The following is a 26,472-nucleotide window of genomic DNA, read 5'->3' on the forward strand; positions in this document are numbered from 1 at the left end:
ATGAAAAATTTAGAATGACCAAATTTCTGTGCATTTTAAATACAGAAAACACGCCATTATCTTAAATTTAATACAAGAAAAATCCCTGTTTATTCCATGATGTCGGTAGACAACGTAAAAGGTTATGCGCCTCATTGAAGTGGCCAGATGGGGTTTAGTGGTGAAGCTGTACATGGACTTTTTATGTTGCTCTATAGGGTCTGTTGATCTTTGGTGGTTAAATTTTGTTCTAGTTAAAAGCATAAAACACTTTTGGCACGGGACGCGCAGTTGAACCCTTCGGGCAGCGTTTTTAGCGACTTTCTCCTGCGTTATCGACTTCTCATGTAGGCCAGCTACATATCGAAGTCTCTGCCTTGTATAAAGCCGCTACAAACAGCGGCAAAACACATCACCAAAGATCAACAGACCCTAGGAAAAGAGATTAACGATAAATATGTAAGGACAGCAGCAATGAACAAATTAATTTTTTCAACAACACTACTGAGCACGCTCATTTCTACTTCTTCAATTGCCTATGAGGTCTACTCCAACAACGATTCATCGCTTCTTCTTGGCGGCAGGATCGAACCCCGTTTTAATGTTTCCGATGCAAACGAAGTTAATCCCGGGGACAGTTCATTTGAAGATATTAGCCGAGCGCGCATCTATGTTGATGGCACTACCCGCGTTAATGACGATGTGTCTGTGTTTGGTTACTACAACGGAGAGTTTACTTCTGGCAGTTCTGACATCGAGAATCGCTATATGTACGCAGGTATAGCGACTGGCTTTGGCGCACTCTCATACGGTAAGCAAGATTCTTCACAGGTCATTCTGACCGACGTTACCGACATCATGGAAACGTTTGGTGGTAGCGCCGCAGATCTCGTGACGGGAAACGAAGATAAACGTGAAAACAACTTTGTTTACAAGCTAGAGATCCCATTTGGTGTGACGGCGACGGCTAACTATGTCGCGTCTGATCAAGAGGACAATGACAGCGCCGGTATCTCGCTCATGTATAACGACCCGATAGGATTCGCCTTTGGTGCGGGCTATGTGGGAGGCAAGCAAGGGGCTGTAGGGAGTCAGGTTGATGCTGACCAGATGAACTTCGTTGCCTCTTACACCTTGGGTGATTTCTACATTGGTGGTGTTTACGTGAACGGTGAAATCGACGACGTGGATGTAGACGGTTATGAGATCGCAGCGGCCTATACATTAGGTGATGCGATTTTCCGTTATGTATATAACAACCGCGACACTGACAATGATGCGAAGATCACTAACTATCTCGTTGATTACCATGCAATCGAAGGGGTTTATAACCTAACCACAAACTTTGTTGGCTACATGGGTTATGAGTTCAATCGTCTGGATGGCAAAGTCAATGATGACCAGTTGCAAGCTGGTATGCGTTATAGCTTCTAACGGTTAATCATCTAATAGATGAAATAGAAAAGGAGCCGTTCAGGCTCCTTTTCGTATTTTGGAAGGGACGAGTATCGCCCTGTCCCCGAAATTGCTTAGTTAAGACCAGGGAAGAGCGCACGCATACCGTTCGCGATGAACTCAATACCTAGCGCACCAAGGATAAGACCCATAATACGCGTGATGACGTTGATACCGGTTTGGCCAAGGAATTTCACGATGGCTGGCGCGAGACGAAACAGTCCCCAAATACCTGCGGTGAACACGCAAATCGTGATGATTAAGCCAACAGTATCGACAGACGTTGGGTAGCGGCTCGAATAAACAATGGTAGAGCTAATCGCACCAGGGCCAGCGAGAAGCGGCATAGCGAGAGGCACAACGCCGATTTGTTCACGGCTGATGGACTCAGACTGTTCTTGTTTGTTTTGTTTATCCTCGCCGAGCTTACCATTCATCATGGTAAAAGCGATGCTGACCAGCAGCATACCGCCCGCTACTCTGAACGAATCCAGCGAAATACTGAATACATCTAACAGCAGCTGGCCAGCAAGCAGAGACACCACAAGAATCGCTGCAACCGCAATACTGGCGGTGTAAGCGGTTTTGTTGCGCTCGGCACGGTCTAAGTGGGCGGTGAGTGAGACAAAGATAGGCATAATGCCAAGAGGGTTTACCGCAGCAAACAACCCAATGAAAAACTGAAAAAATATTACAAGCTCGATGCTATTCATTTCCAATCACTCGGTCGGTGAATAAGGGAGGTATGATATCGATCGCAAAATGGCGATCGCGGGCGCTAGTATAGCGTTGAAATAACAAATGCCAATCAGTAGATAACGACAAAGAACGTTGCACAGAAGTAAGAGGAATTGTTGGCGTTAAATTCACGTAAATTACGCTAAGTGTACTAAATGTAATCGGAAAATTTAGTGTGGCAACTTATCAATACGCATGTCGCTTAATTTGTATGTGTGATCGTGGTCACATATGAAAATCTTGCTCTCCTTTTACGATGAAAAGGCGTTATACATATGTGTGAGACACAATGCACATGTGTTACATTCACGTAGTTTGTTTGTGGAATTACGCTTTCAAAACAGCGATTGTAGAGTGTTTTGATTAGAAAGTGAGCGGAAAGTGAAAAACTTTATGAAAGTTTACTACACATGATCCGGATCAACTTTCTGCTTCTCTGAAAATCTATAATCAGTTTTGAAAGTTATTTACTAAATGCTTGCTAAGGCTCATAGGACGACGTGAGTTACTTAGTTCTCTAATCAAATGAGCATGTAGTTACTAAATAATTTTTGAACTTTAGGTATGTAGGAGACAACTATGCCTGTAACTAACGTAGCCGAACTCAATGCAATGGTTGAGCGTGTAAAGAAAGCGCAGAAAGAATTTGCCACTTACTCACAAGAGCAAGTAGACAAGATTTTCCGTGCTGCATCTCTGGCTGCTAACAATGCCCGAATTCCTCTAGCCCAGCAGGCTGTTGCCGAATCTGGTATGGGTATTGTCGAAGACAAAGTGATCAAGAACCACTTCGCTTCTGAATTTATCTACAACAAATACAAAGATGAAAAAACCTGCGGCATTTTGGAAGAGAACGACGAGTTCGGTACTTTCACTATCGCTGAGCCAGTGGGCATCATCTGCGGTATCGTCCCAACAACCAACCCAACTTCAACCGCTATCTTCAAATCTCTTATCTCTTTGAAGACGCGTAACGGTATTATCTTCTCGCCACACCCACGTGCTAAAAACTCAACGAACGACGCAGCTAAGCTGGTTCTTGATGCTGCAGTTGCAGCGGGCGCACCAAAAGACATCATCAGCTGGATTGATGAGCCATCTGTAGAACTATCTAACGCACTGATGAAGCACGACGACATCAACCTTATCCTTGCAACTGGTGGTCCAGGCATGGTTAAAGCGGCTTATTCTTCTGGTAAACCAGCAATCGGTGTAGGTGCGGGTAACGTTCCAGTTGTTATCGATGAAACCGCAGACATTAAGCGCGCAGTTGCTTCTATCCTGATGTCTAAAACATTCGATAACGGTGTTGTTTGTGCATCTGAGCAAGCGGCGATTGTTGTAGATTCAGTGTATGACGAAGTGAAAGAGCGTTTTGCTTCTCACAAAGCACATGTACTGAACAAAGCTGACGCGGTGAAAGTACGTAAAGTACTTTTGATTGACGGCGCACTAAACGCGAAAATCGTTGGTCAGCCAGCGGTTAAGATTGCTGAAATGGCAGGCGTTACCGTTCCTGCAGACACGAAAGTGCTTATCGGCGAAGGCCTAGGCAAAGTATCTTACGACGACGAGTTCGCTCACGAGAAACTGTCTCCAACACTGGGTCTGTTCCGCGCTGATGATTTCGAAGATGCTGTTGCACAAGCAGTTACCATGGTTGAAATCGGCGGTATCGGCCACACCTCTGGCCTGTACACTGACCAAGACGTAAACCAAGATCGCATCCGTTACTTCGGTGACAAGATGAAAACTGCACGTATTCTTATCAACATCCCAACCACTCACGGTGGTATCGGTGACCTGTACAACTTTAACGTTGCACCATCACTGACTCTGGGTTGTGGTTCTTGGGGCGGTAACTCAATCTCTGAGAACGTTGGTCCTAAGCACCTTATCAACAAGAAGACTGTAGCGAAGCGAGCTGAGAATATGCTGTGGCACAAACTACCTAAATCTATCTACTTCCGTCGTGGTAGCTTGCCAATCGCACTAAGCGATTTGGAAGGCAAAAAACGCGCGATGATCGTGACTGACCGCTTCCTGTTCAACAACGGTTACTCTGATGAAATCGTTGCGTTGCTTAAAGCACAAGGCATGGAAGTTCAAACGTTCTTCGAAGTAGAAGCAGACCCAACACTGTCTGTTGTAGAGAAAGGTGCTGCAGCAATGCAGAGCTTCCAACCTGACGTAATCATCGCACTAGGCGGCGGTTCACCGATGGATGCAGCGAAAATCATGTGGGTAATGTACGAGCACCCAGAAACGCATTTCGAAGAACTAGCAATGCGCTTCATGGACATCCGTAAACGTATCTACAAGTTCCCTAAAATGGGTAAAAAAGCCGAATTGGTATGTATCACTACCACGTCTGGTACGGGTTCAGAAGTGACACCTTTCGCGGTTGTTACTGACGACAAGACTGGCGCAAAATACCCACTGGCTGACTACGAATTGACACCACAAATGGCAATCGTAGATGCAAACCTAGTGATGAATATGCCTAAGTCGCTAACTGCTTTCGGTGGTTACGATGCAGTGACTCACGCACTAGAAGCTTACGTTTCTGTTCTTGCGAACGAGTACTCTGATGGTCAAGCGCTTCAAGCTCTGAAGATGCTGAAAGAATACCTACCATCAAGCTACGCGAACGGTGCAACTGACCCAATCGCTCGTGAGAAAGTGCACAATGCAGCGACCATCGCAGGTATCGCGTTTGCGAACGCATTCCTAGGTGTTTGTCACTCAATGGCACACAAAATTGGTGCTGAGTTCCACCTACCACACGGTTTGGCGAACGCACTACTGATTTCAAACGTTGTTCGTTACAACGCAAACGACAACCCAACGAAACAAACAGCTTTCTCTCAGTACGACCGCCCACAAGCACGTCGTCGCTATGCAGAAGTTGCTGAGCACTTGGGTCTTGCGAAACCAACTGACCGTACAGCTCAAAAAATTGAGCGTCTACTAGCTTGGTTGGAAGAACTGAAACTGAACCTAGATATCCCACTGTCTATCCAGGCGGCAGGTGTCTCTGAGAATGATTTCCTAGCGAAACTTGATGAGCTAGCGGTTGAAGCGTTCGATGACCAATGTACTGGTGCGAACCCACGTTACCCGCTTATCACTGAGCTGAAAGAAGTACTAGTGGCTTCTTACTACGGTACAGCGTTTGTTGAAGGTGAAACTTTCGAAGGTACGACTGTTATCAAGAAGAGAGAAGACCGCGACACTGCTAAGCCAGCTGAAAAAGCGAAGAAAGAATCAGCGAAAGCGTAATGATTTGAAGTAAAAAGAAAAAGCCCGCGAAAGCGGGCTTTTTTATTGGCAGTGGCAATACCCTTTGAACTAACAAAAGTCCGACAACGAACGTGAGTGCATTGCCTGATTTGGGTCATTTCAATGAAAAGGGCACAGAAGCGGCTACGGCGAAATTCACCTGCCGATTAACTTGCTGCTTCTAAGATCCGGCCGGTGAAACTGTCGTTTTCAACGATATATGCAGCGCCATCAATCATGTCGAAATTAATCGCAGGATGGTGGTGAACGCTACCATTGTCATAATGACGCATACGTGGCAATACCCCACCAACACGTATGTTTGCATGTTCTAATTCTTCCGCCCAGCTGCGGGTTAAGCCCCGGATGACAGCATTTGAACTGTCGAGACTTTGCTCTTTTCCTATTTCAGCTTGAACGCCGGGAATATTCACAATCACGCCTTTGCGACCTCTATCAAGCATGTTGAACGCCGCACCACGTCCAAATAAATACAGATTAGAGGCAATATCAGCAATAGTGTGGTCAACGGTATCGTTGCTCGCCAATAAGCTAGGAAGGCTGCTGGCTTGCCAGTAGTTGATTAACACGTCCACCGCACCCATCTCGCGATTAATCTCCTCAAACAGAAAGGAAATATTTTCAACGCTTCGATTGGCAAGGGAGAAGGAATAGCAAATACCACCCGTTCTCATGCACGAATCGTAGGTTGTCTGCAGCTTTTGGCGTTCAGTATCGACCAATGCAACACGTGCATTAAGCTTGCAGAAATATTCAGCCATTGCACGTCCTGTTGGCGTGCCTGCTGCAGTAATCACAATGACGGATTTTGCGATATCCATTGTTTGACCTTTCTCGATTAATGACGACTTATTCCATTGTTATACGACATTCATTAACAACTTATACCCAGCTTTTTCAGAGGTGGATAACAATCTTGGACCATGATCTGAGAAAGTGTTACTAAATTGTTTAAAAAAGGGTGTGCAAGCTGTGTGCAAAATGATTTTTTTAGTAAGTGATCACAGTTATGTTTTTTGAGGTGGAAGAAGTTGTCTTGGTGGGTTACTTGTGGTAGGCGTGTATTTATTTCTTTTTAAATCAGAAGGTTAAGCTTTTGCGTTGAGCTCTTGATAGCGTTTGGCGAGTACAAGCTGATTGTATAAGTTTACCGGATCGAGTTCGGTAGTTTTAGGATTTTCAGCAGCAAGCTGTCTTCTCTGGTGTCCCGAGAGATTATGATACACATCTTCGCCCAGATTGTGCGTTCCAGAGGCAGGAAAATGTAGTGCTGACGGGGTCACACAGTGATTGAACCTTGCGCTTGCTATGCCTGCCTTGTGGAATGCATCAGCTTGCGTTCCGCATAGCTCGTAATCTTTTTCTTCTGCCACCAAGCGAGTTGGCTCTGGTAAATTTAATGCATAACGAAGATCAGATTCCGTCGCTTTTTCTGGAAAAGGAGGATTGAGCGGTGTGGTTTCTGTGGCATCCCCAGAGAGCAATGCCAGCATCAATGCAAAATCCGAACGACGCCCCTGCGTAACAGCATGACTTAGGTGGTCACCTAGCTGTACATCAGTTATCAGTTGGGCTTTGTCGAGCGCGTGGATTTGCATCATTCTCTTTCGTTCTTCTGGGTACCTTCTGTTTATCGACAACAGAACGAAAAGCTTTAACTGTTTTTTTGTTTTTTATCCAAGTGTTAGAAACAAAAAAAGCCCGCCAAGGCGAGCTTTATAAAACGTCATTGTTGAGCAGGCGTTAGGCGTTAGGCGTTAAGTGCTTGTTCCAGATCGGCAATAATATCGTCAATATGCTCGATACCAACCGACAGCCGAATCATTTCTGGTGAAACGCCTGCTTGCGCCTGTTCATCTTCGCTCATCTGACGGTGCGTGGTTGAAGCGGGGTGACACGCCAGTGATTTCGCATCACCAATGTTAACCAAACGCTTGAACAAGGCCAACGCATCATAGAAACGCACACCCGCTTCATAACCGTCTTTCATGCCAAATGAAAGAATGGCAGAAGGCTGACCCTTCATGTATTTCTGCGCAAGTGCATGGTGCTCAGAATCTGGTAAACCTGCATAGCTCACCCAGCTGACTTTCTCATGCCCTTGTAGGTACTCAGCAACCTTCAAGGCATTTTCAACATGGCGTTCCATACGCAATGACAGCGTTTCCAATCCTTGCATCAACATGAAGGCATTCATTGGAGATAGTGCGGCACCTGTGTTCCTTAGCGGCACGGTACGGGCACGCCCTATGAAGGCCGCATCGCCAAATGCTTCGGTGTAGACTACGCCGTGGTAAGCCGCTTCCGGTTGGTTGAATACAGGGAATCGTGCTTTGTGCTGTGCCCAAGGGAACTTCCCTGAATCAACAATCACGCCACCCAAGGTAGTGCCATGCCCGCCAATGTATTTGGTTAGCGAGTGAACAACGATATCAGCACCATGCTCGATAGGTTTGCACAGCACAGGTGTAGCAACCGTGTTATCCACAATCACTGGCACGCCTTGCGCGTGGGCAAGCTCAGCCACTTTCGCTAAATCGACGATGTTACCCGCAGGGTTACCGATACTTTCGCAATAAACCGCTTTTGTTTTTTCATCAATCAAAGCCGCGAGGCTTTCAGGCTTGTCATCTTTTGCGAAGCGAACTTCAATGCCTTGCTTTGGCAGCATGTGCGCAAACAAGGTGTATGTGCCGCCGTAAAGCTGTGGTGTAGAGACAATATTGTCTCCAATTTCCGCCAAGGTTTGAATGGCGTAATTGATAGCCGCACTGCCTGCACTGACCACCAGACCAGCAATACCGCCTTCCAATGCTGCCATGCGTTGCTCAAGCACATCATTGGTTGGGTTCATAATGCGAGTATAAATGTTGCCAGGAACAGCCAGATTGAACAGGTCGGCACCGTGCTGGGCGCTATCAAATTCATAAGCAACAGTTTGGTAGATTGGGGTCGCAACAGATTTCGTGGTTGGGTCAGTTTCGTACCCAGCATGAATGGAAAGGGTTTCGTCTTTCATCGTTCTTCCTTGAAACAAACACAGATTCGGTAATATGACAGAAAGCCTAGGCGGTAAAGTTGCACCTGCTCAAGTTTTTCACCTGTGTTTTGAGGCAAGGGTTGGCAGTATCACTATTGAAATGTTTAGGACGAGGGGTAAATGGAGACACTGCGCCTGTTATCGACTCAGTGTCATGGGTGTCATCGTTTGGGCACGTAATGATTCGGCTAGCGAAGGCGAACGCTAATTTGTCTCATGTGTATGCGATAGATAATTGCAAGCAGTAAGCACACAGCTGCGGGCGCAGCGAAAGACCAAGCGCCGAGCAAAGGGAAAATGAACGCACTCACCGTTCCTCCCAATATGAAGCCGATAGCAATAACGCCAAAGAGAACCAACTTACGACGGTTAATAGGCTGCCCTCGTAACTTGGCGCCAAACATCAATCCCAAATCTGTAATGATGCCCGTGATGTGTGTGGTTCGAACAATGGCCCCGCTATAGCTTGTCACCAATCCATTTTGAATACCGCATGCAGCGGCGGCTAAGTAAAGTCCATAAACCGCGTTTTGTTGCATGGGATAGACAGCGCCAAACAGCAACGCAGCTTCGACCAGTAGAAGCACGTCGTAACGTCGACCTAGAGCCAGCGTGCCATCTTTCAAAATGAAACCTGAAAGCAACGCACCACCGAAGAAGCCAGCAAGAATACTGGATAAGTGAACAAGTTGGGCTGGGTGGCTGTTGATCAAATCCGTGCCGATCAATGTGGCGGTACCGGAGAGGTGAGAAATGGCTTGATGCTCAAATCCGAGCAATCCAATGCCATTAACGCAACCTGCAGTGAGGGCAAGAACAAATGCCCCATACTCAACCCATTTGGGAAGCTTGGATATCACGGGTGAACCTATATTAACGTGAGGAGTCGGAAGAGTTGCTCGGCATGAGGCCGATTAACAGAGGGAAGATTTTACATCAAACCGCGTGCGATCACGCGGTTTAGATCAAAAGCTCGAGCAGAAAGCGGTGAGAGGCTCAGGTGCAAGACAGCCACTCACACCAACAATGCACCAAAGCCAAAGAGGAACGATCAGTTAACCGGAATGATGGTGATGTCACCATACACGCTGCACTGGCACGCCAAGCGACGCTTGTCACCGTCCATGTCTAAGGTATCCAGCAGATCAATCTCTTCTTCGTTTTTTGGGCTTAGGTTATTCATACCGGACGTCACATCAATCGCACATGTTCCGCACGCCGCTGACCGACAACCAAAAGGCACTTCGCTTTGCCCAGCATCTTCTAAATCAATCAGCGAACCTCCGCTAGAAAGTTGTACTGAATGTCCTGTGTGACCGAATGTAACGGTTGGCATGGCGATACTCCTAAAGCATGGCAGAGACTGATTTGTGTAAAAAGTCGTTTAAAAAAAGCCGTTTAAAAAAGCTTAGTTGTTGAATGTAAAAATGTCTTGGTACTGATCACGCTCCATTCACACTAGAACACGTTCATGCGTTGTGCATTTATCGCTATAAAAGCTGATTTAGACGAGAAGATAGCAACTGAGAAAAACACGTCTCGAACTTCTGTGCTATTCCTCTTAATACACATATCTCAAAAAGGACACGCCTATGATCTCCGATATTGAACTGTCAGGTCGCAGAGCGCCGCTCGATACCTTGTTGACACATTTGCAGCAATTGAGCCGACGCCGTGATGTGACCTTCTCAGCGTGGGCGGCGGAATTGCTGGAGATCGGGGTGAGCTACTTTGCGGCAACGGCAGGGAAATTAACGCGCGTCGGAGATCAAGAATTGCAGGTTGTTGAGCGTTTTTTCAAGACAGAAGATCGCAGTGGGCGTTGCGCGATGTTCGAAGCGGGAGATACCGCGCCGCTATCGACCTCGTTTTGCGGCATCACAGTGGGCGAGAAAACCCCCATACTTGCGCCTGATACGCGCGTGCATGACAAGCTGAAGGGGCATCTATTTATTAAAAGTTTGCCCGTTGCATACTGGGGCGTCGCCATACACTTTAATGGCATCGTGTGGGGAACGTTGAGTTTTTGTGGCGAGGAAATAGGGGAGGCGCATCCGCTTGATGAAGAAGCCTTGTTGCTCATGGCTGGGCTACTCGAATTAAAGCTAGAAAACGAAGAGTACCGAGAGGAAGTGCGGGGAGCGCGCGAGTCTTATCAGGTGCTGAGTCAAAGACTAGAGAAAATTCAACATATAGATGCATTAACAGAGCTGCCGAATCGCGGCGCGTTGTTTGATTATTTACATCGCGAAGTGAACCAGCTTATTCGTCGAGATGGCGAGGGGGCGATTGCGTTAGTCGATATCGATTTTTTCCATATGTTTAACGAACAACATGGGCATGAAGAGGGCGACCGCATCCTCAAGGGCGTTTCGGTGGCGCTTAGACAAGCGGTGAGAAACTATGATTACGTCGCACGCTATAGTGGCGAACAATTTCTGGTGTGGTTCCCTGATACCTTGCAATCAGAGGTCGCCAAGGTATGTGAACGCATGGCTGAACATGTGGCACAGTGCGAAGTGGACGGGACGCCAGTGACCATCAGTGTCGGTTATTGCGCATTTCGCAGTGACAGCGAAGAGAAGATCCCTTTCTCCAAGGCGCTAGATAAGCTTATCAACCTCGCTCATAGCGCGTTGGTGGAAGCGAAAGGGAAAGGGCGTAACTGCGCAATGTCCGCATCGAAGCGCCCTGTGACCATTACATCATTGTCTTAACACTTTGGGCATCTTATAGAGTTATAAGTCAACAAGTTGTATATGATGATGTAAATGTCTCAATTTTGGGAATTGAAATCATGAGTATGTCTGAAAGTGAAAAAGTGATTCGCCGAATTTATGAGATAACGAATGACTACGAAAAAGGCTTGGACTATCAAATCGATGCGTTAATTCGTATGGGGCTTGAACGCTTCAACCTCGATATTGGCATCCTCTCCATTATTGATGGTGACCACTATGAAATTCGTCATGTGGTCTGCCCTGACGATATACCGATAAAACAAGGCGACTCTTTTCCATATGACATGTCGTATTGCTGGGTGACGTTAGAAGCAGACGGCCCGATAGCCATGGAGCAAGTCGGCAAAACCGATGTTCTCGGCAACCATCCGGCTTATCAAGCGTTTGGCCTTGAGTCGTATATCGGTATTCCCATTCGAGTCAACAACAAGGTGCAGGGCACACTGAATTTCACCAGTCCTAATCCTTATCCGCGCGAGTTTAAGGAAATTGATCTCGATTCACTGTGTTTGATGGCGACTTGGCTTGAAGTAGAGTACGCGCGTCGTTTGCAGCAAGACGAGTTGGAAAAACTCAATGCACGATTGGAGGAGTTAGTTCGGACTGATCCGCTGACAGGGCTTTCAAATCGTCGCCATATGTTTGATCAAATTGATGCCAGCATTAACATCATTAGACGTAAGAAATTGAATGGCGCCGTTATGCTTTTGGATTTGGACCATTTTAAACGGGTCAATGATCAGTTCGGCCATCAAAAGGGCGATGAAGTCCTGGTTGCCGTGTCAGATGCGTTGAAAAGTGCGCTGAGAAATTATGACTGCGTCGGTCGCTATGGAGGCGAAGAATTTATCATTTGGCTCGAAGATGTTGAGCTCTCGCAAGTTAACACTGTGTGCAAACGCATCCGAAAATCACTGTCAAAACTCTCCATTGATTCGCTCAAAGTCACCTGCAGTATTGGTGTTCATTACTTTACGCATGATGAGGTGATCCCGTTTGATAAGGAAAGCGTGATCAATAGGTTGATCAAGAAAGCCGACAGTGCGCTTTTTGAGTCTAAAAACTCCGGGCGAGACCGTGTCACGTTTTTTGATGATTCAGCAAAAATGACTATATCGTAAGCGTAGCGCTAACCATGCAGTGCTAACGATAAAGATACACAGACAGAAAGTAGTTAATTTGATCGTTGATGTATTTGATCGCGGTGTGTCTATCCGCACTATTTCTATCGACGCCAAAGCTGCTTGGAATTTCTCCGCCTTCCGTGACATCCCAAGGAATAAACTTTGCGTATTCGGGCAGAGGCTTGCCGGATTGCACGGAGGAAGGGGACAAAGCGATGAGGTAATCCACATACGTCGCTTTATAAGCTTCTATCTTCGATAAATATTGATCGCTACACGTGATGTTGTACTGGCGCAGCGCTTGGCATGCTGAGGCAACATTGCACGTGTTGCTGGTATACGCACTGAACCCTCTGAAGTAACTGTCCGCCTTATGCGTCAGTATCGACTGAGCAACCAACGAATACCCATCTTCACCATCACAAAGAAATAAAACACTGGGCTTTGCTTTATCACGGTCAGACAAGCCAATAGTCTCTTTTTCGGTCAACCCTTCTTCTCTGTATGAAGTGGATTCGCTTCCTCTCGTCATAAATTTCTTCCTGTTTCCCGTCAACTCAAAGTGAATCGAGTTGATTGCTGTCTTGTGCGCTTTTTGACTATCGCGACAAACAAACACAGCAATGAGAGGCACATGATTAGCCTTAAGATCGCGTGTTCTGCGAGAAAAAACGTAGATATCCCCAAACTGAATGGCGTTGAGTCGTGGTACTTCAATGAGGAATGGGGAAACAACCTAAGCGCGAAACATTTCAATCGTGTGAAGTATTGATTGAATAAATGTTTCACTGGGAATTCGTTGTCGCTGTAATGGAATGTTCACATTTCGTTAAGGTAAGCGTCACATTAGAGCTCTAACTTCTACATCAGTTTTAAACCGAAATCGAAAGCAGTTAGCCCTTTGCGCTGCTTCAACGAATAAATATCGACTTGGAGGTTGATGTGAAACTTAAGACTCTGATTGCGGCATCTACAGTATGCCTGTCAACGTTCGCAGCAGGTAACGCAGCGGCAGCAACACGTGACTACATTAGTATTGTTGGTTCTTCAACAGTGTATCCTTTTGCGACAGTCGTAGCGGAGCGCTTCGGTCGTACATCAGAATTTGCGGTACCAAAAATTGAATCTACCGGTTCAGGCGGCGGCTTGAAGCTGTTCTGTGCAGGTGTTGGCGAAAACACGCCAGACATTACTAACGCTTCTCGCAAAATCAAAAGTTCTGAAGTTGAGCTTTGTGCGAAGAACGGCGTGAAAGACATTGTTGAAGTGAAAGTGGGCTATGACGGCATCGCATTCGCAAACTCTAAGAAATCGCAGCAGTTCGACATCACTTTGAAAGACCTTTTCACTGCGCTCGCGAAAGTCGTGCCAGATGCAAACGGCAACCTTATCGAAAACCCGAACAAAACATGGAAAGACGTAAACGCGTCATTACCAGCAATGAAAATTGAAGTGCTTGGTCCACCACCAACGTCTGGTACTCGCGATGCATTCGTTGAGCTAGCAATGGAAGGCGGTTGTAAGCAGTACCCAGCATTGAAAGCGATGAAAAAAGCAGACAAGAAGAAGTACAAAGCAGTGTGTCACGGTATTCGTGAAGACGGTGCATTCATCGAAGCGGGCGAGAACGACAACCTGATCGTTCAGAAGCTAGACGCTAACCCAAATGCGTTCGGCATCTTCGGTTACAGCTTCCTTGAGCAAAACTCAGACAAAGTACAAGGCGCGAAAATTGCCGGCGTAGTACCAACATTCGATGCTATCGGTGACGGTTCTTACCCTGTTTCTCGTTCACTGTACTTCTACGTGAAAAAAGCGCACTCAGACGTAATCCCTGGCCTTCAAGAGTATGTTGCGGCATTTACATCTGAAGATGCGATTGGTGACGAAGGTTACCTGACTGATCGTGGTCTGATTCCACTATCAGCACGTGATTGGAAACTGGTTCGCAACAGTGCAGTAGATTTAACGCCAAATCTGTAAGTTGTAACCCTTGAGTGGTGGGCCGAAAGGCACACCACTTTTGCTGTATCAGGGATTTAAGGAATAGGGATGACGACATCCACATTGATGGTGATATTAGTGCTGCTTACGTTTAGCGCCTATCTCCTCGCCAAAAAACGCTCCCGAGATGTTGCTACCGTGAACGGTGGTTTGAATACGCTTCACTCTCGGCCTGTGTATTACGGCTCATTTGCTGCCATTCTTGCGGCAATTCCGAGTTTTATATTGCTGGTGATCTGGCAAGCCGTCGAGCCAAGTCTGGTTGAATCTTTGGTCATGGCGCAAGTGCCACAAGCGACCCTTGACTCGCACCAGAATATCCAACTGCTATATAGCCAAATTATCCATATTGCTAGCGGTGTTCTTCAAACAGAAGACCCAATCCTATTGGCAGCAGCAGGACACTATCAACACCTAGAAGGCATCGGCCAGACCTTGCGTTTTGTCGCCGTTGCAGCCTTATCTCTCATGGGGTTGGCATTGGGTTGGCGTATCGTTAAGCCGAAACTGAAAGCAAGACACTATGTGGAAAAATGCCTTCAAATTTTTCTCATGTTTTGTTCAACACTGGCGATTTTGACTACCTTAGGTATCGTCCTTTCCGTGTTGTTTGAAGCCATTCGCTTCTTCCAAATTATTCCAGTGACCGATTTTTTGTTCGGTACTGAATGGTCTCCTCAAATTGCGCTTCGTGCTGACCAGCAAGGTGCAAGTGGCGCATTCGGCGCAATTCCGCTCTTTACCGGTACATTGATGATCTCGTTGATCGCGATGTGTATCGCTGCCCCTATTGGCCTGATGAGTGCGATTTACTTGGCGGAATACGCGTCTCCACGAGTGCGTAATATCGTTAAGCCGATTTTGGAAATCCTCGCGGGTATCCCAACCGTGGTTTATGGCTTCTTTGCAGCATTAACTGCAGCGCCATTCATCCGCGACATCGCGCATTCTATTGGCCTGAGCGGTGCATCTTCAGAGAGCGCGCTTGCCGCGGGAGCCGTCATGGGCGTCATGATTATCCCGTTTGTGTCTTCACTGTCTGATGACGTGATCACCGCCGTTCCTCAAACGCTGCGCGATGGGTCGCTAGGCTTAGGCGCTACGCGTTCAGAAACCATTAAAAGTGTGGTTCTCCCAGCAGCGCTACCCGGCATTGTCGGTGGGTTGTTGCTCGCCGTTTCCCGCGCCATCGGTGAAACCATGATTGTTGTGATGGCCGCAGGCCTTTCAGCGAACCTCACCGCGAATCCACTCGATTCTGTTACCACAGTCACCGTTCAAATCGTGACCTTGCTGGTGGGCGACCAAGAGTTCGATAGCCCGAAAACACTTGCCGCATTCGCACTGGGTTTGACTTTGTTTGTCGTGACCTTAGCGCTTAACTTTGTCGCACTTCGAATCGTGAAGAAATATCGAGAGCAGTATGACTGATAGATTATTGAAAATCGCTGAAACCAAGCGAGCGAAAGTCAAAGCCGGCGTTGCACGTCGTCGCGCCAAAGAAAAGCGTTTCCGCTTTTATGGTGTTGCCTCCATTTCCATGGCCTTTGCTTTCTTGATCGTGTTGATGACGACCATTGTCTCTGACGGCTACACCGCTTTCTACACCACGGAAATCAAACTGACCGTGGATTTGTCTGAAAGCGCGTTAGGCATTGATGGGCAAGACATCAACAAAAAGACATTGATGAATGCCAGCTTCCGCAAAGTGGTACGCAAAGCCATTCTTCAAGAAATCCCTGTTGATGGTCGTAAGAACAAGCGTGCGCTGTATTCGTTTTTATCGAACGGTGCAGAATACGATTTACGCGACATGGTGATTGCCGACCCATCTTTAATTGGACAGAAGATCGAGTACTGGGCGCAAGCCGGCGATAACTTCAACCAATACAACAAGGGCAACATCAAAGCCAGCACCCCTGAAGATGGCCGTCAGTTCAAGAACCAACAAATTGAGTGGTATGACGAACTGGAGCGTGAAGGCAATGTGCGCACAGTCTTCAACAAGAACTTCTTCACCAATGGCGATAGCCGAGATGCAGAACTTGCGGGTATTTGGGGCGCAACCGTTGGCTCGTTTTATACCTTGTTAGTTACGCTAGCCTTGAGCTTCCCAATCGGTATTTCCGCAGCGATTTACCTCGAAGAGTTTGCGCCGCGCAATCGTGCGACTGAGCTGATTGAAATCAACATCAACAACCTCGCAGCGGTTCCTTCGATTGTGTTTGGTTTGTTGGGTTTGGCCGTGTTCTTGAATGTGGCGGATTTACCTCGCTCTGCGCCGGTCGTGGGTGGTTTGGTGCTGACATTGATGACACTGCCAACCATCATTATTTCAAGCCGCGCCGCGATCAAAGCCGTGCCGCCGTCAGTGCGTGATGCTGCATTGGGTGTAGGCGCATCAAAAATGCAAATGGTCATGCACCACGTATTGCCTTTGGCAATGCCGGGCATGCTAACAGGCACCATCATCGGCATGGCCCAAGCGTTGGGTGAAACCGCGCCGCTGCTGATGATTGGTATGGTTGCCTTCATCGTCGAAGTGCCTTCAGGCCCACTCGATGCGGCAACGGCGTTACCTGTACAAATTTATCTCTGGGCAGAAAACCCAGAAAAAGGTTTTGTTGAGAATACATCTGGCGCAATTATGGTGCTGCTAGCGTTCTTGGCATTTATGAACGCATGTGCCGTTATCATGCGTAAGCGCTTAGAGCGCAGATGGTAGGAGTATGGAAATGACAACCACGACCACAACTGCAATGACACACGTTGGCGAATTCCCGCAGAAAAAGAAAATGGACGCGGCTGAGCACACGGCAGCCCCGAAAGAAACCTGTGGTGTCCCGTTTGTAGACGCACCAAGAATGACTGCGAGAGACGTCAGCGTGAGCTACGAAGCGGGCGCAAAGTCAGCCATTCGTAACATCAATCTCGATATTGGTGAGAAGCAAGTACTTGCCATGATTGGCCCTTCAGGCTGTGGTAAATCCACGTTTCTGCGTTGCTTAAACCGCATGAACGACACGGTGCCTGGCTGTGAAGTGAAAGGTGAGATCTTGTTGGATGGCCATAATATCTATGCCAAAGAGCAAGAAATCGTTGAGCTGCGTTCACAAGTCGGCATGGTGTTCCAACGTCCGAACCCATTCCCGAAATCCATCTATGACAACGTGGCTTACGGCCCACGTATTCATGGCTTGGTTGATAGCAAAGACGAGCTAGACGGCGTGATTGAAGAATCACTGCGCCGCGCAGGTTTATGGGATGAAGTAGCATCGCGCTTGGACCAACCAGCAACCGGTTTGTCTGGCGGTCAGCAACAGCGCCTTTGTATTGCACGAAGCATCGCGATTGCACCGGAAGTTATTTTGATGGATGAGCCGTGTTCAGCGCTTGACCCAATCGCAACGGGCATCATTGAAGATCTTATCGAAGAGCTGAAAGAAAACTTTAGCATCGTGATGGTCACGCACTCAATGTCTCAAGCAAAGCGCGTCTCAGACCGCACTGCTTACTTCCACTTAGGCGACTTGGTGGAGTTGAACACCACAGATAACGTGTTTAACAACCCTGAGCACAAATTGACGCGTGATTACATTAGCGGTCGATTTGGTTAATCTTTGTTTCTAAAGAAAAAAGGCGGACATGATGTCCGCCTTTTTTGTGTCATCAGCACAGTCGTTATAACGTTGTTGACTCTATTGTCAGCGCTGGATGATAAGACGTTGACGTTGACGTTGACGTTGACGTTGATCGTTAAAGCGTAAAATAGTGGTATATCGTAAATGTGGTGATGCTGAAAGAACTGCCCAAAAGCAAAATGATTGGCTTGAATGTATTTTTCGCCATTGGAAAAGATAACCAAAAGGTGTTTGCCGACATCATTGATTGGTTTGTCGAAGAAGGCCAATTATTAGGATAAAAAGGGGCAAGCCGGAAGGAGAGAACACTTTGGGTATATTGGTGCAATCGGAGAAACATCAATATACCCATGGCTTGCCCAAAGGTGTGAAGCGTGTTTTGGAGAGATAAGCGGCTTAATTAAAAACGAATATTCGTTCTTAGCCCAAACAGCAGGGCTTTATCTTCTGTTGATACCATGGATTCCACATACTGAAGATCCGCAGTAAAGGTCAACCAAGGTGTCGCTTGATAGGCGTAATATGCTTCAACGCCTTGTTCATTCCTCATGCGAGCATCAAGAGGCAAATTGCCCACATCAAGAATGCCATTAACGGTATCTTTTAAATCGTTGGACAGGGTGAGGTGGTAGTAACCAAGCCCCCAGCTATCTTGTGGGCGATCAAAGAACAGTGCTTGGCCGCCTAAGCCACCAGCAAATGTTGCGTCCAGAATGTTTGGGTTACCATCGGCGACAGAACCACGTAGATAGAGCCCCCAAGCCTCTCGAGGATTTCCTTCATTTTCAGCAATGTTGTGCGTGAACTGCAATCGGGTGTTGTACTTGTACTTGGCGGTTTCAGGTGGCACTTCCCAGTTCATGCCTTCTTCCGTACTGTAGGTATATGAACCGCCTAAGGTTGTCATCCGCCCTGCCCATAGGGTGGTATACGTGGCTGAAACAGCTAAATTAATGCCATCTTCAAATGCATCATCGAGTCGTACTTTCTCGGTATAGCGATTTTTTGGATCGTATGCCATGCCAGTAAAACGCCAAGGTCCTTCAGTATGGTTGACGATAGCGCCTAGAAAAGCAGGGGGTGTGACGCCGCTTGGCGGTGCAGCAAAAGCGACATTCATAAATCCGTGACGTGTTGCGCCGCCGTAAAATGGCGCATGACGCAGTAATTCAAAGGCATCGATTTGACCAATGAGGGCATTGGTCGATGGCGAAAAGCGATGCATGTAATACAAGCCAGAGATAAAGGCGCGCTCGTCATCTTCGTAGCCATAAAACCCAGTGTTAGGCACAGAAAGGCCGTTGATGCCGAGGTTGTTTGCCTCGCCATCTCGGTAAATCAATTGGGTGTGGAAACTGCCACCTTGCCAGAGACCTAGCTTTTCAGTGTCAGCCCCCACGAGCAAATCTAGTCGGTGTGAAGTGTTGCTGGGGCTGCCGTCTACGCCAGATTGCGCAGACTGATAGGTGTTGGTGTATTCCCCTTCAAAGGTGAGGCCTGCATCTTGAATCGTAGAGCGTGCTCCTGCCCAATCGCCAGTGAGTGTGTCTTGCGTGTATACGCTTGTTGCTGCAAGTGCGGCTGGTGATGCCAACATGACAGCAATTGGGATGATTTTTAGTGTTGTTTTCATTATTTGTATGCTTCTTGTTGTTTGCCGTTTTTATGCGGCTTGTCCCTGAGTAAAGGCTCGAGCTTGTGCCAGATGACAAAGCTGGAGCTGACGTTGGCAGCGCATGGATGCAGAAATCGCATCGGAGGCTTCTGGCAACGTGAGATAGCCCCGCTTGAATGCATCAACAACGGTGGCGACATTGCCGGACTCCAGTTCTTGCCAGCTAGTGATGAGCCCTTTGTGTTTTAAGTAGAGATAAAACACGTGGGTGTCGCTGTGCTCTGAATGTTCGTTGGCCTGCAACAAACGCACTATCTCCGCTTTTGCTTTTTCAATGCTTTGCGCCAGAGCGTGGTAGCGCTCTAGATTGACGGACACTGCCATTCGAGAAAAACACGCCTGTAGCGATTGCAATGGGCCGTCTAGGTTTTCATCGTTAGCGATGGTGAAATCCAGCGCATTGATTGTTGTTAATATCGCGTTTCTCTCTGCGGGTAGAATCGCGATGTTGTCATCCATGACGAATGTTTTTACTTCCTTGCATCGCACCAGCAGCGATTGGCGTGCGTCGTGTATGCAGCTAAACATTGTCGTCACCTTTGTGATTCAGGCAGTACAAATACTAGGGATCAGAAGCTAAAAAGAACTAAAATCACCGAAAATCAAAAACCAACTAACTAGTTGTAAATAATGGTTTTTCATGTGAATTCATCGGTTATCACATAGGTTTCAGTGCTGCTTTGACGCCGGGGCTGAAGGTGATGAACGTTTTTCTGCATCGTCATCGATTGCTGTAGGGAGGAGAGTTTGTTTTTGGTGGAAATTGCTGGTGTCGATGTGGCTCGCTGCTGTGAATTTTGAAAGCGAAAGGCCAAGTCCTCTGCAGTTTTGCTGTCGTTTGATTGTCTGTCTGGGAACGGCTTTAACGCTTTGTCCTTCGCTGTCGCGATAGCGTAGCTTCTTAGCTTCTTAGCTTCTTAGCTTCTTAGCTTCTTAGCTTCTTAGCTTCTTAGCTTCTTAGCCCAAAGCCCAAAGCCCAAAGCCCAAAGCCCAAAGCCCAAAGCCCAAAGCACAAAGCCCAAAGCATAAGAAACGGTTTACTGGGTTTGTTTTGTGGTTGGCATGATCAAAGTGCCAAGGCAGAGATGACGGCTCTCATGATGGGAAGTATTGGATAAGCTCGGGAGGCGAGAGGTAAAAAGCAAGAAGCAAGAAGCCTACACCACGAGGCTATAGGCCAGATTAAAAACAGAGAGAAGATTAAAGGCTGGAATTGATGATTTTAGCCTCAGAGGTTGGATGCACCCTGACAATGCCCATGTAGGGGATTTCCATGATGGCTTCGGTGTTGGATATCGAAATGATATTTCGCTGACCTTGATACATATCATGCAGCAGATCGTCGAGATATGGCTGGAACGTCGCCAAATCAAATCCTTCCGAGTGCTCGGTGATGGCAGCGGTGCGTTTATCCACCTCGAGCTTCAAACGGTTACCGCCGTTCACTTGAATACCCGCATCAAATTGCAACGTCACGAAGCCCATTAATCCCTCCGAATCAAACAGCTTCATCCTGACGGCAATGGTGGCATCACCGCCTTCTTTCACTGCCGTTTCAATTTCAGATTCAACGACACGAAGTCCCCAATGATGGCTGAGAAAACCAAACTGGTTTGGGTAACCCCGATGCTTGAGATACCACACTTTATTTTCAGCCATGACTTCTGGATGATTAACGATGGAATGATGATGGTTAATGCCCCAAGCCCCCATCGCGGCAAGGAGTAATAGCGCCGTGATTACTCGGTGGAAGACAGATGGCATAGCAGCACCTTTTTGTTGTCGTCAGCCCACGTTAGGCTTGGCAGTCTTTGGGGGGGAGTCAGCGCCGAGACCTCAATCTGGTTGAGGCGATGTGTCGCTCGCGCATCAGAAAGCAGTGATTCACACGCGGTGTAATTCAGCGCATCTTGTCCGAGTGATCCTTTGATCACCATTGGCTGCCATTCTGTTGGTATTTCTCGTGTTGGCAGCCAGCTATCAAACATACCGTGCTGAAACATGGAAGAAAGGCTGAACAACAAACTCACTGCGCACACAACATTGATGGCGTAAAGCATCAGGGAACCACGGCGCTTCAAGCACCACTGAGCGGCCTTGGTTTGTGTGGAGCGGTGTTTTCGTAGTGTCGATTTAAGCTCGCTTTCATCAAGCAGCGCCACATCTGCAATCAAGGCATAGCCTTTCATGACCTGAGTTTGGATAAAACGTGGCGTATCCGCTGAGTCCCCCAGCAGTTTGCGCAGGTTTTTTATCGACGTGGCAACACTGGATTTCGCGCGTTTGCCGTCCCATACCGAATTGAGAATGTGGTCGGCAGAAATATCGATGCCCGGATTGGCAACGAACAAGTGCAGCAATTTCCATTCATTGGATTTAAGTTGCTGGGTTTCCTTTTGATGAACATGAACAATCTTCCCTGATGCGTTATCAAAAACAATGTCCTGGTTAATCAGGTAATAGGTCATATTTGAACGCTATGATTGCCAGTAATATTGAAATGACGCCGTGGGCGCTACTTCGGCGTGAGGATAAAATCGTAGAGGTTATTAACACCTTGCTGATGCAGAACGTCACTCTCATAAAGGTAGTGTTCAACCACTTGGTTGCTTTGCTGCAGTGAAGCGAAGGCAAACATCAGCATGAGGCTGACCGTTGCGGTTAAGATGATTGTTGCCAACATGTATTTGCTCATAAGTCACCTCCCGATCTTGAATATCACGGTATCAGTCGGCGATTATTTGCACCAATCAGTTATGTTAGGGAAAACCCATCAAACCGTGGAAAGGGGCTATGAATGCTGACGGAGTGTGTTTTCCAAAGTGGCGATTTTTTCCAACAAACGGGCTTTCTTTATTTCTAAAGGAATTGGCTTTCTTCCTCGTTGGTTTCTAAGGGTTGGTTCTTCTTGCGCACTTTGCGCATTGGTAAGCTTATCAAGCTCGCGCTTTGCGTGATTTAGTGCTTTTTGCCATTGCTGTACGTTACTCAGCGCAGGTCTTCCCGCCCGTTTTTGGTTGATGTTTTTCGCGTGCGTTTGCCACACCTTCTGTGGTGATGAGGTTTTGTATTGCGATGCCTTCCACCGTTCGCAAAGCTCAAAATAGGCGTCAATCATGGCTTGTTCTGCGCGAACAAACTGCACGGGTAACGGAATGGCAGGTCGCCCAGTTCGCGATTGTTGCTCCGGTGGGTAGACCAATGACATCCGGTAATGAATCACAAACAACATTGCCTGTCTGATGTTAGTTCTTAGCCCTTGAAGCCAAGCTTTGTTTGGGCTGATTGAAGTATCAAGTTGTGCCATCAGCTCGTCCGCCACTTGTTTGAGGCAAAGGGTTTGAGTGGAAATGTCAGCGTTGGCGAGCTGCGCAAAGTCAGCGTCAAAGTCTTGAATAAAAGAGACAGAGCGCGGGGTGAAATTTTGCGTCGAAAGGTAGAGCTGATAAAACCCAGAGAGCTGCCCAAGTAGCGCGTGAATGTGTTGCCCGTGTTCGGTAAAGGCGTTTGAGAAATTGGGGTTTCGCTGCACGCCTAGCAGCAGATTTTCAGCGTCTGCCCATAGCCGGAACTCTTCGCTGACCGCGAATAGCGTTTGGCTAAGTTGTGCTCGCTGGTGGTCGTCAAGAGAAGGGTGGAACGCCGTCATTGATGCCATAACCTGTTGATAGAGGATTCTTTTCTTTTCAAACAGGCGAGCAACCAAGCGTTCTTGGCGAAGGATGGGGCATTCAGTCGGACGTCCTCTTGGCATTATCTTTGTCTCAGGCTTTGGGTATATGTTTAGTCAAGTGGCAGAATATGAGTGGCTGAATAACCACCGCTGCTTTGCTGCGTGATTTCCATATAAACGCGTTGTTCGTGGCGAAGCGTAATCGGGTCATCACAATGGATTGAAGACAAGTCAAAAAGGACATCGACTCCCATGCCATCAGGCACCGCGAAACCAAACCCTTTCTCTGCGTTAAACCATTTTATGCTGCCTTTTAGGCATAGCGTTGTGTGTGATTTCACAGCCTTTTTCTCCATGTGGCACGAAGTCGCTTTATCCAAATCCTACCTCAATCATCGAATTAATAGGTAATAAATTAATTCGATAGTTTTCCTGAGTGACACCACAAAACCAGATCAAGATCACACCAAAAACTGATCTGGAACAAGAATGTTAACGCCTCTCCCTACTGTGTTTTTTCGAAGTTAAGTACAAAGCCCCTAAACCGTCCTGCCGCTTCAACGTGGCAGGTTGATTATTTATCAGCGGGCTTAAACCATGAAAAAAAAAATTTATATTCCAATGACTTTACTCGGCATGTTGATGAGCGCGGCTGTGGTGGCAAAACCTGTTTCGCTGGAAGCCTTGTATCACGACACCTTGAACAATAACCCCCAGCTTGCTTATTCACAGTTGGAAACCCAGCGTGCTGCGGAACAAAAAACACAAGCGAGCGCACTGTATCAACCTCAAATTGACGCGTCCGTTTCGTATGGCGCACTGCGTAATGATTGGACCACCCTAACGGAAACCGATGGGCAGGGGGCTGAGGCTAAATTGTCTGTCGGTCAGAATCTTTTTAGCCAAGAACTGAACGAAGCCAACAAATTGGCAGAACATCAGGTTGCGTTGTCATCAGTCACGCATCAAGTGGCGATTGAAGGGCTGACGCTGCAAGTTGCCAATCGCTATTTTTCTGCTTTGCGTATGCAAGAAGCCTTAAAGCAGACCGAAGCGACATTCAATGCCATCGCTGAGCACCTCAAACAAACACAGCACCGTTTCAATAACGGCTTGATCGCCGAGAACGATGTTAAGGAAACCCAAGCGCAATACGATTTGGCAAAGGCGGCGGTGATCTTTGCGCAAAATGATGTTGAGAAAGCGCTGGATGATCTTTATGCCTTATCGGGCAAGTCTTACACCGGCGTGCAGCCTTTTGACCTTTCTGCAGTAGAAGCCAATACGCCAACGCCAGCGGGCTTTTCATCATGGGAAGAAAAAGCGCAAACCCATAGTCCGCAAATGCGTGTTCAACAGCACGTCATCTCGCTTTCAAAAGCGCAAATCTCTCTGGCGGAAGCGGGACATTTACCCACTCTGGGGCTGTTGGCGGAATATCGATACGCCTTTGGAGCCAAATCTCGCATCAAACCTATGGTTGGTGACGCAGGCGCATGGGGCGATTTAGACAACAATGCCACCACTTTTGCCGGTGTTGCGATGACGCTGCCGCTTTATCGTGGCGGTGCAACAAACTCCAAGGTCGAACAGGCCAAAGTGCAATATCAGCAAGCGCTTGAATTACGCGAGCAAACTTGGCGCGACGTGACCCGCGATGTGCGAAGCACTGAGAAAAACTTGAGTGCGTTATCAAGCGCTAATCGTGCCTATCAACAAGCGGTTATCTCAGCAGAAGCGGCACTTGCTGCCACTGAACAAGGCTTTGACATCGGAAGTCGCACCATTGTCGATGTCCTCAATGCCACTCACCAACTTTATGCCGCTAGACAGCAACAGTCAGAAGCAGAAATCAATTACTTGCTGGCAGCGCTCAACCTCAAATTTCTCGGCGGCGAACTCTCCGAACACGACATCACAGCCATTAACAGCCTTTCCCTGCGAGGCGAAGGATGAATGTGCTCGGTTTGAAACCTCAAAACAGAATTCGTGACGACATAACCAGAAAGAGAACTGACATGAAAAAAGTATCGTTATCACTCGTGGCTTCAGCCCTATTGCTTGCAGGATGCAGTGCAGAAAAAGAGAACAATGCTTCTGCTGCGCCGGCGGCAACAGCAGTGACCGTGGCAGAAGCGGTGGAGGCAAATCACGCGCCTGTAAGCTTCTATGTTGGACGCATCCAAGCGATGGAATCTGCCAAGTTAACGCCGAGAACCACGGGCTATTTGTTGAGTAAGAATTTTGAAGATGGTGCACTCGTCGAGAAAGGCGATGTGCTGTTCGATATCGATCCTACCTCTTACCAAGCGGCCTTGGATGCCGCCGAAGCGCTGTTGGTTGAAGCGACATCGGCGCTTGAGTTGTCAACGCTAAACCACAATCGCAGCAAGAACATGCTGTCTACAGGTGGCCTTTCGCAAGCTCAGTTTGACCTTAGTCTCGCAGAGTTGACGATGGCGCAATCACGTGTTGAATCCGCCAAGGCGAACGTCACTGTTCAGCAAGATAACCTTGAACAGACCAAGGTGCGCGCGCCGTATTCAGGTCGTATAGGCAAAAGCAATTTCTCTATTGGCGATATGGTAGGACCAAGCTTTGGCGCCCTGACTGACATCATTCAAGTGTCTCCGATTGAGGCAAGCTTCTCGGTGAACGAGAACACGTTGGCGCAATACAACTTTGAGAAAAATAGCCAAACCCCTTTCACCCTCGAAATTAACGGACAAGCAACTGGCCACATTGGTTCGCTGTCATTCGTTGATAACAAAGTAAACGCAACGAGCGGCACCATCGCGATTGCGGCTGAATTTGATAACGCTGCGGGAGAGCTGATCCCGAATCAGTTCGTGCGTGTCGGCGTCACGAGCGGCGAACTGCAAGGTCAAATGATCCCTCACAAAGCGATTCATCAGGACGTCGATACCCACTATGTGATGACGATTGTTGATGGCGTTGCGACACGTAAAGACGTGGACGTTGCCTCACGGATTGGGCAAGACGTGTTTGTCACGGAAGGACTGGAATCAGGCGAGTCTGTGATTGTTGGCGGACTCCAACGCATCCGTGCGGGTGCACCTGTAGTTGCAGCGGAGTAAC

General features: G+C 47.6%; 25 protein-coding genes. 11 read left to right on the plus strand and 14 right to left on the minus strand.

Annotated elements, in window-relative coordinates:
• Positions 1 to 453: 453 nt before the first annotated feature.
• A complete protein-coding gene (locus tag Q365_RS0120275) occupies positions 454 to 1,413 on the plus strand; it encodes a porin (RefSeq protein ID WP_028025070.1) in 960 nt (319 codons plus the stop codon).
• 95 nt (positions 1,414 to 1,508) lie between these two features.
• Here Q365_RS0120275 and Q365_RS0120280 read toward each other — a convergent pair whose 3' ends face one another.
• Positions 1,509 to 2,147, minus strand: coding sequence for a YchE family NAAT transporter (locus Q365_RS0120280; protein WP_028025071.1), 639 nt, complete (start codon positions 2,145 to 2,147; stop codon positions 1,509 to 1,511).
• 604 nt (positions 2,148 to 2,751) lie between these two features.
• On the opposite strand from Q365_RS0120280, the gene adhE reads away from it, so the two are divergent.
• The gene (adhE, locus tag Q365_RS0120285; RefSeq protein ID WP_028025072.1) at positions 2,752 to 5,454 is read left to right on the plus strand and encodes a bifunctional acetaldehyde-CoA/alcohol dehydrogenase; all 2,703 of its coding nucleotides are present in this window, start codon (positions 2,752 to 2,754) and stop codon (positions 5,452 to 5,454) included.
• A gap of 167 nt (positions 5,455 to 5,621) precedes the next feature.
• On the opposite strand, the gene Q365_RS0120290 is transcribed toward adhE, so the two are convergent.
• The 5 genes from Q365_RS0120290 to Q365_RS0120310 form a co-directional block, all read right to left on the minus strand.
• Entirely contained in the window at positions 5,622 to 6,296 is a 675-nt protein-coding gene (locus tag Q365_RS0120290) for an SDR family NAD(P)-dependent oxidoreductase (RefSeq protein ID WP_028025073.1), read from the minus strand.
• 267 nt (positions 6,297 to 6,563) lie between these two features.
• Positions 6,564 to 7,073 carry a VC2046/SO_2500 family protein gene (locus Q365_RS0120295; protein WP_028025074.1) on the minus strand — a complete coding sequence of 170 codons (510 nt, stop codon included), beginning with the start codon at positions 7,071 to 7,073 and terminating at the stop codon, positions 6,564 to 6,566.
• A gap of 152 nt (positions 7,074 to 7,225) precedes the next feature.
• Positions 7,226 to 8,494: an O-acetylhomoserine aminocarboxypropyltransferase/cysteine synthase family protein gene (locus Q365_RS0120300; RefSeq protein ID WP_028025075.1), complete on the minus strand. Its 1,269-nt coding sequence runs from the start codon at positions 8,492 to 8,494 to the stop codon at positions 7,226 to 7,228.
• 209 nt (positions 8,495 to 8,703) lie between these two features.
• On the minus strand, positions 8,704 to 9,375 hold the full coding sequence (locus Q365_RS0120305; protein ID WP_028025076.1) for a YoaK family protein: 672 nt from the start codon (positions 9,373 to 9,375) through the stop codon (positions 8,704 to 8,706).
• Between the two features lie 191 nt (positions 9,376 to 9,566).
• Positions 9,567 to 9,851 carry a 2Fe-2S iron-sulfur cluster-binding protein gene (locus Q365_RS0120310; RefSeq protein ID WP_028025077.1) on the minus strand — a complete coding sequence of 95 codons (285 nt, stop codon included), beginning with the start codon at positions 9,849 to 9,851 and terminating at the stop codon, positions 9,567 to 9,569.
• A 256-nt stretch (positions 9,852 to 10,107) separates the two neighbouring features.
• Here Q365_RS0120310 and Q365_RS0120315 point away from each other — a divergent pair, with 256 nt between their 5' ends.
• Positions 10,108 to 11,232 (plus strand): GGDEF domain-containing protein, encoded by a 1,125-nt coding sequence (locus Q365_RS0120315; protein WP_028025078.1) that lies wholly within the window; start codon positions 10,108 to 10,110, stop codon positions 11,230 to 11,232.
• A gap of 80 nt (positions 11,233 to 11,312) precedes the next feature.
• On the plus strand, positions 11,313 to 12,377 hold the full coding sequence (locus Q365_RS0120320) for a sensor domain-containing diguanylate cyclase (RefSeq protein WP_245621584.1): 1,065 nt from the start codon (positions 11,313 to 11,315) through the stop codon (positions 12,375 to 12,377).
• Between the two features lie 22 nt (positions 12,378 to 12,399).
• On the opposite strand, the gene Q365_RS0120325 is transcribed toward Q365_RS0120320, so the two are convergent.
• On the minus strand, positions 12,400 to 12,912 hold the full coding sequence (locus Q365_RS0120325; protein WP_035025487.1) for a hypothetical protein: 513 nt from the start codon (positions 12,910 to 12,912) through the stop codon (positions 12,400 to 12,402).
• Between the two features lie 410 nt (positions 12,913 to 13,322).
• Here Q365_RS0120325 and Q365_RS0120335 point away from each other — a divergent pair, with 410 nt between their 5' ends.
• From Q365_RS0120335 to Q365_RS27350, 5 genes are all read left to right on the plus strand, one after another.
• Positions 13,323 to 14,363, plus strand: a complete 1,041-nt coding sequence (locus tag Q365_RS0120335) for a substrate-binding domain-containing protein (protein WP_028025081.1) — start codon at positions 13,323 to 13,325, stop codon at positions 14,361 to 14,363.
• A gap of 69 nt (positions 14,364 to 14,432) precedes the next feature.
• The gene (gene pstC / locus Q365_RS0120340) at positions 14,433 to 15,815 is read left to right on the plus strand and encodes a phosphate ABC transporter permease subunit PstC (protein ID WP_028025082.1); all 1,383 of its coding nucleotides are present in this window, start codon (positions 14,433 to 14,435) and stop codon (positions 15,813 to 15,815) included.
• Positions 15,808 to 17,109, plus strand: a complete 1,302-nt coding sequence (gene pstA, locus Q365_RS0120345; protein WP_028025083.1) for a phosphate ABC transporter permease PstA — start codon at positions 15,808 to 15,810, stop codon at positions 17,107 to 17,109. The genes pstC and pstA overlap by 8 nt, the downstream gene beginning before the upstream one ends.
• Positions 17,110 to 17,248: 139 nt before the next feature.
• Positions 17,249 to 18,001 carry a phosphate ABC transporter ATP-binding protein PstB gene (gene pstB / locus Q365_RS0120350; protein ID WP_245621593.1) on the plus strand — a complete coding sequence of 251 codons (753 nt, stop codon included), beginning with the start codon at positions 17,249 to 17,251 and terminating at the stop codon, positions 17,999 to 18,001.
• A 173-nt stretch (positions 18,002 to 18,174) separates the two neighbouring features.
• Positions 18,175 to 18,306, plus strand: a complete 132-nt coding sequence (locus Q365_RS27350; protein ID WP_281173702.1) for a hypothetical protein — start codon at positions 18,175 to 18,177, stop codon at positions 18,304 to 18,306.
• Between the two features lie 119 nt (positions 18,307 to 18,425).
• On the opposite strand, the gene Q365_RS0120360 is transcribed toward Q365_RS27350, so the two are convergent.
• The 7 genes from Q365_RS0120360 to Q365_RS0120390 all read right to left on the minus strand — a co-directional run bounded on the left by Q365_RS0120360 (position 18,426) and on the right by Q365_RS0120390 (position 23,714).
• Complete coding sequence (locus Q365_RS0120360; protein WP_245621585.1) at positions 18,426 to 19,658, minus strand: carbohydrate porin; 1,233 nt, start codon at positions 19,656 to 19,658, stop codon at positions 18,426 to 18,428.
• Between the two features lie 30 nt (positions 19,659 to 19,688).
• Positions 19,689 to 20,228 carry a hypothetical protein gene (locus Q365_RS0120365; protein ID WP_155859029.1) on the minus strand — a complete coding sequence of 180 codons (540 nt, stop codon included), beginning with the start codon at positions 20,226 to 20,228 and terminating at the stop codon, positions 19,689 to 19,691.
• A gap of 672 nt (positions 20,229 to 20,900) precedes the next feature.
• Complete coding sequence (locus tag Q365_RS0120370) at positions 20,901 to 21,464, minus strand: hypothetical protein (RefSeq protein ID WP_028025087.1); 564 nt, start codon at positions 21,462 to 21,464, stop codon at positions 20,901 to 20,903.
• Entirely contained in the window at positions 21,440 to 22,168 is a 729-nt protein-coding gene (locus tag Q365_RS0120375; protein ID WP_028025088.1) for a winged helix-turn-helix domain-containing protein, read from the minus strand. The genes Q365_RS0120370 and Q365_RS0120375 overlap by 25 nt, the downstream gene beginning before the upstream one ends.
• 47 nt (positions 22,169 to 22,215) lie before the next feature.
• Positions 22,216 to 22,395 carry a hypothetical protein gene (locus Q365_RS0120380; protein WP_028025089.1) on the minus strand — a complete coding sequence of 60 codons (180 nt, stop codon included), beginning with the start codon at positions 22,393 to 22,395 and terminating at the stop codon, positions 22,216 to 22,218.
• Positions 22,396 to 22,491: 96 nt separating this feature from the next.
• The gene (locus tag Q365_RS0120385) at positions 22,492 to 23,454 is read right to left on the minus strand and encodes a hypothetical protein (protein ID WP_155859030.1); all 963 of its coding nucleotides are present in this window, start codon (positions 23,452 to 23,454) and stop codon (positions 22,492 to 22,494) included.
• A gap of 29 nt (positions 23,455 to 23,483) precedes the next feature.
• Positions 23,484 to 23,714, minus strand: coding sequence for a cold shock domain-containing protein (locus tag Q365_RS0120390; RefSeq protein WP_028025091.1), 231 nt, complete (start codon positions 23,712 to 23,714; stop codon positions 23,484 to 23,486).
• Between the two features lie 256 nt (positions 23,715 to 23,970).
• On the opposite strand from Q365_RS0120390, the gene Q365_RS0120395 reads away from it, so the two are divergent.
• Positions 23,971 to 25,329 carry a TolC family outer membrane protein gene (locus Q365_RS0120395; protein ID WP_028025092.1) on the plus strand — a complete coding sequence of 453 codons (1,359 nt, stop codon included), beginning with the start codon at positions 23,971 to 23,973 and terminating at the stop codon, positions 25,327 to 25,329.
• A gap of 62 nt (positions 25,330 to 25,391) precedes the next feature.
• Entirely contained in the window at positions 25,392 to 26,471 is a 1,080-nt protein-coding gene (locus Q365_RS0120400; protein WP_028025093.1) for an efflux RND transporter periplasmic adaptor subunit, read from the plus strand.
• Position 26,472 lies beyond the last annotated feature (1 nt).

It is taken from the genome of Enterovibrio calviensis DSM 14347, assembly GCF_000621165.1.
GTDB classification, from domain to species: domain Bacteria; phylum Pseudomonadota; class Gammaproteobacteria; order Enterobacterales; family Vibrionaceae; genus Enterovibrio; species Enterovibrio calviensis.

Bases quoted from the DNA above. Each gene is read 5' to 3' on its own strand.
- Q365_RS0120275 (WP_028025070.1), top strand. From the start codon at position 454: ATGAACAAATTAATTTTTTCAACAACACTACTGAGCACGCTCATTTCT.
- Q365_RS0120280 (WP_028025071.1), bottom strand. From the start codon at position 2,147: ATGAATAGCATCGAGCTTGTAATATTTTTTCAGTTTTTCATTGGGTTG.
- adhE (WP_028025072.1), top strand. From the start codon at position 2,752: ATGCCTGTAACTAACGTAGCCGAACTCAATGCAATGGTTGAGCGTGTA.
- Q365_RS0120290 (WP_028025073.1), bottom strand. From the start codon at position 6,296: ATGGATATCGCAAAATCCGTCATTGTGATTACTGCAGCAGGCACGCCA.
- Q365_RS0120295 (WP_028025074.1), bottom strand. From the start codon at position 7,073: ATGCAAATCCACGCGCTCGACAAAGCCCAACTGATAACTGATGTACAG.
- Q365_RS0120300 (WP_028025075.1), bottom strand. From the start codon at position 8,494: ATGAAAGACGAAACCCTTTCCATTCATGCTGGGTACGAAACTGACCCA.
- Q365_RS0120310 (WP_028025077.1), bottom strand. From the start codon at position 9,851: ATGCCAACCGTTACATTCGGTCACACAGGACATTCAGTACAACTTTCT.
- Q365_RS0120315 (WP_028025078.1), top strand. From the start codon at position 10,108: ATGATCTCCGATATTGAACTGTCAGGTCGCAGAGCGCCGCTCGATACC.
- Q365_RS0120320 (WP_245621584.1), top strand. From the start codon at position 11,313: ATGAGTATGTCTGAAAGTGAAAAAGTGATTCGCCGAATTTATGAGATA.
- Q365_RS0120325 (WP_035025487.1), bottom strand. From the start codon at position 12,912: ATGACGAGAGGAAGCGAATCCACTTCATACAGAGAAGAAGGGTTGACC.
- pstC (WP_028025082.1), top strand. From the start codon at position 14,433: ATGACGACATCCACATTGATGGTGATATTAGTGCTGCTTACGTTTAGC.
- pstA (WP_028025083.1), top strand. From the start codon at position 15,808: ATGACTGATAGATTATTGAAAATCGCTGAAACCAAGCGAGCGAAAGTC.
- pstB (WP_245621593.1), top strand. From the start codon at position 17,249: ATGACTGCGAGAGACGTCAGCGTGAGCTACGAAGCGGGCGCAAAGTCA.
- Q365_RS0120360 (WP_245621585.1), bottom strand. From the start codon at position 19,658: ATGAAAACAACACTAAAAATCATCCCAATTGCTGTCATGTTGGCATCA.
- Q365_RS0120365 (WP_155859029.1), bottom strand. From the start codon at position 20,228: ATGTTTAGCTGCATACACGACGCACGCCAATCGCTGCTGGTGCGATGC.
- Q365_RS0120370 (WP_028025087.1), bottom strand. From the start codon at position 21,464: ATGCCATCTGTCTTCCACCGAGTAATCACGGCGCTATTACTCCTTGCC.
- Q365_RS0120375 (WP_028025088.1), bottom strand. From the start codon at position 22,168: ATGACCTATTACCTGATTAACCAGGACATTGTTTTTGATAACGCATCA.
- Q365_RS0120380 (WP_028025089.1), bottom strand. From the start codon at position 22,395: ATGAGCAAATACATGTTGGCAACAATCATCTTAACCGCAACGGTCAGC.
- Q365_RS0120385 (WP_155859030.1), bottom strand. From the start codon at position 23,454: ATGCCAAGAGGACGTCCGACTGAATGCCCCATCCTTCGCCAAGAACGC.
- Q365_RS0120395 (WP_028025092.1), top strand. From the start codon at position 23,971: ATGAAAAAAAAAATTTATATTCCAATGACTTTACTCGGCATGTTGATG.
- Q365_RS0120400 (WP_028025093.1), top strand. From the start codon at position 25,392: ATGAAAAAAGTATCGTTATCACTCGTGGCTTCAGCCCTATTGCTTGCA.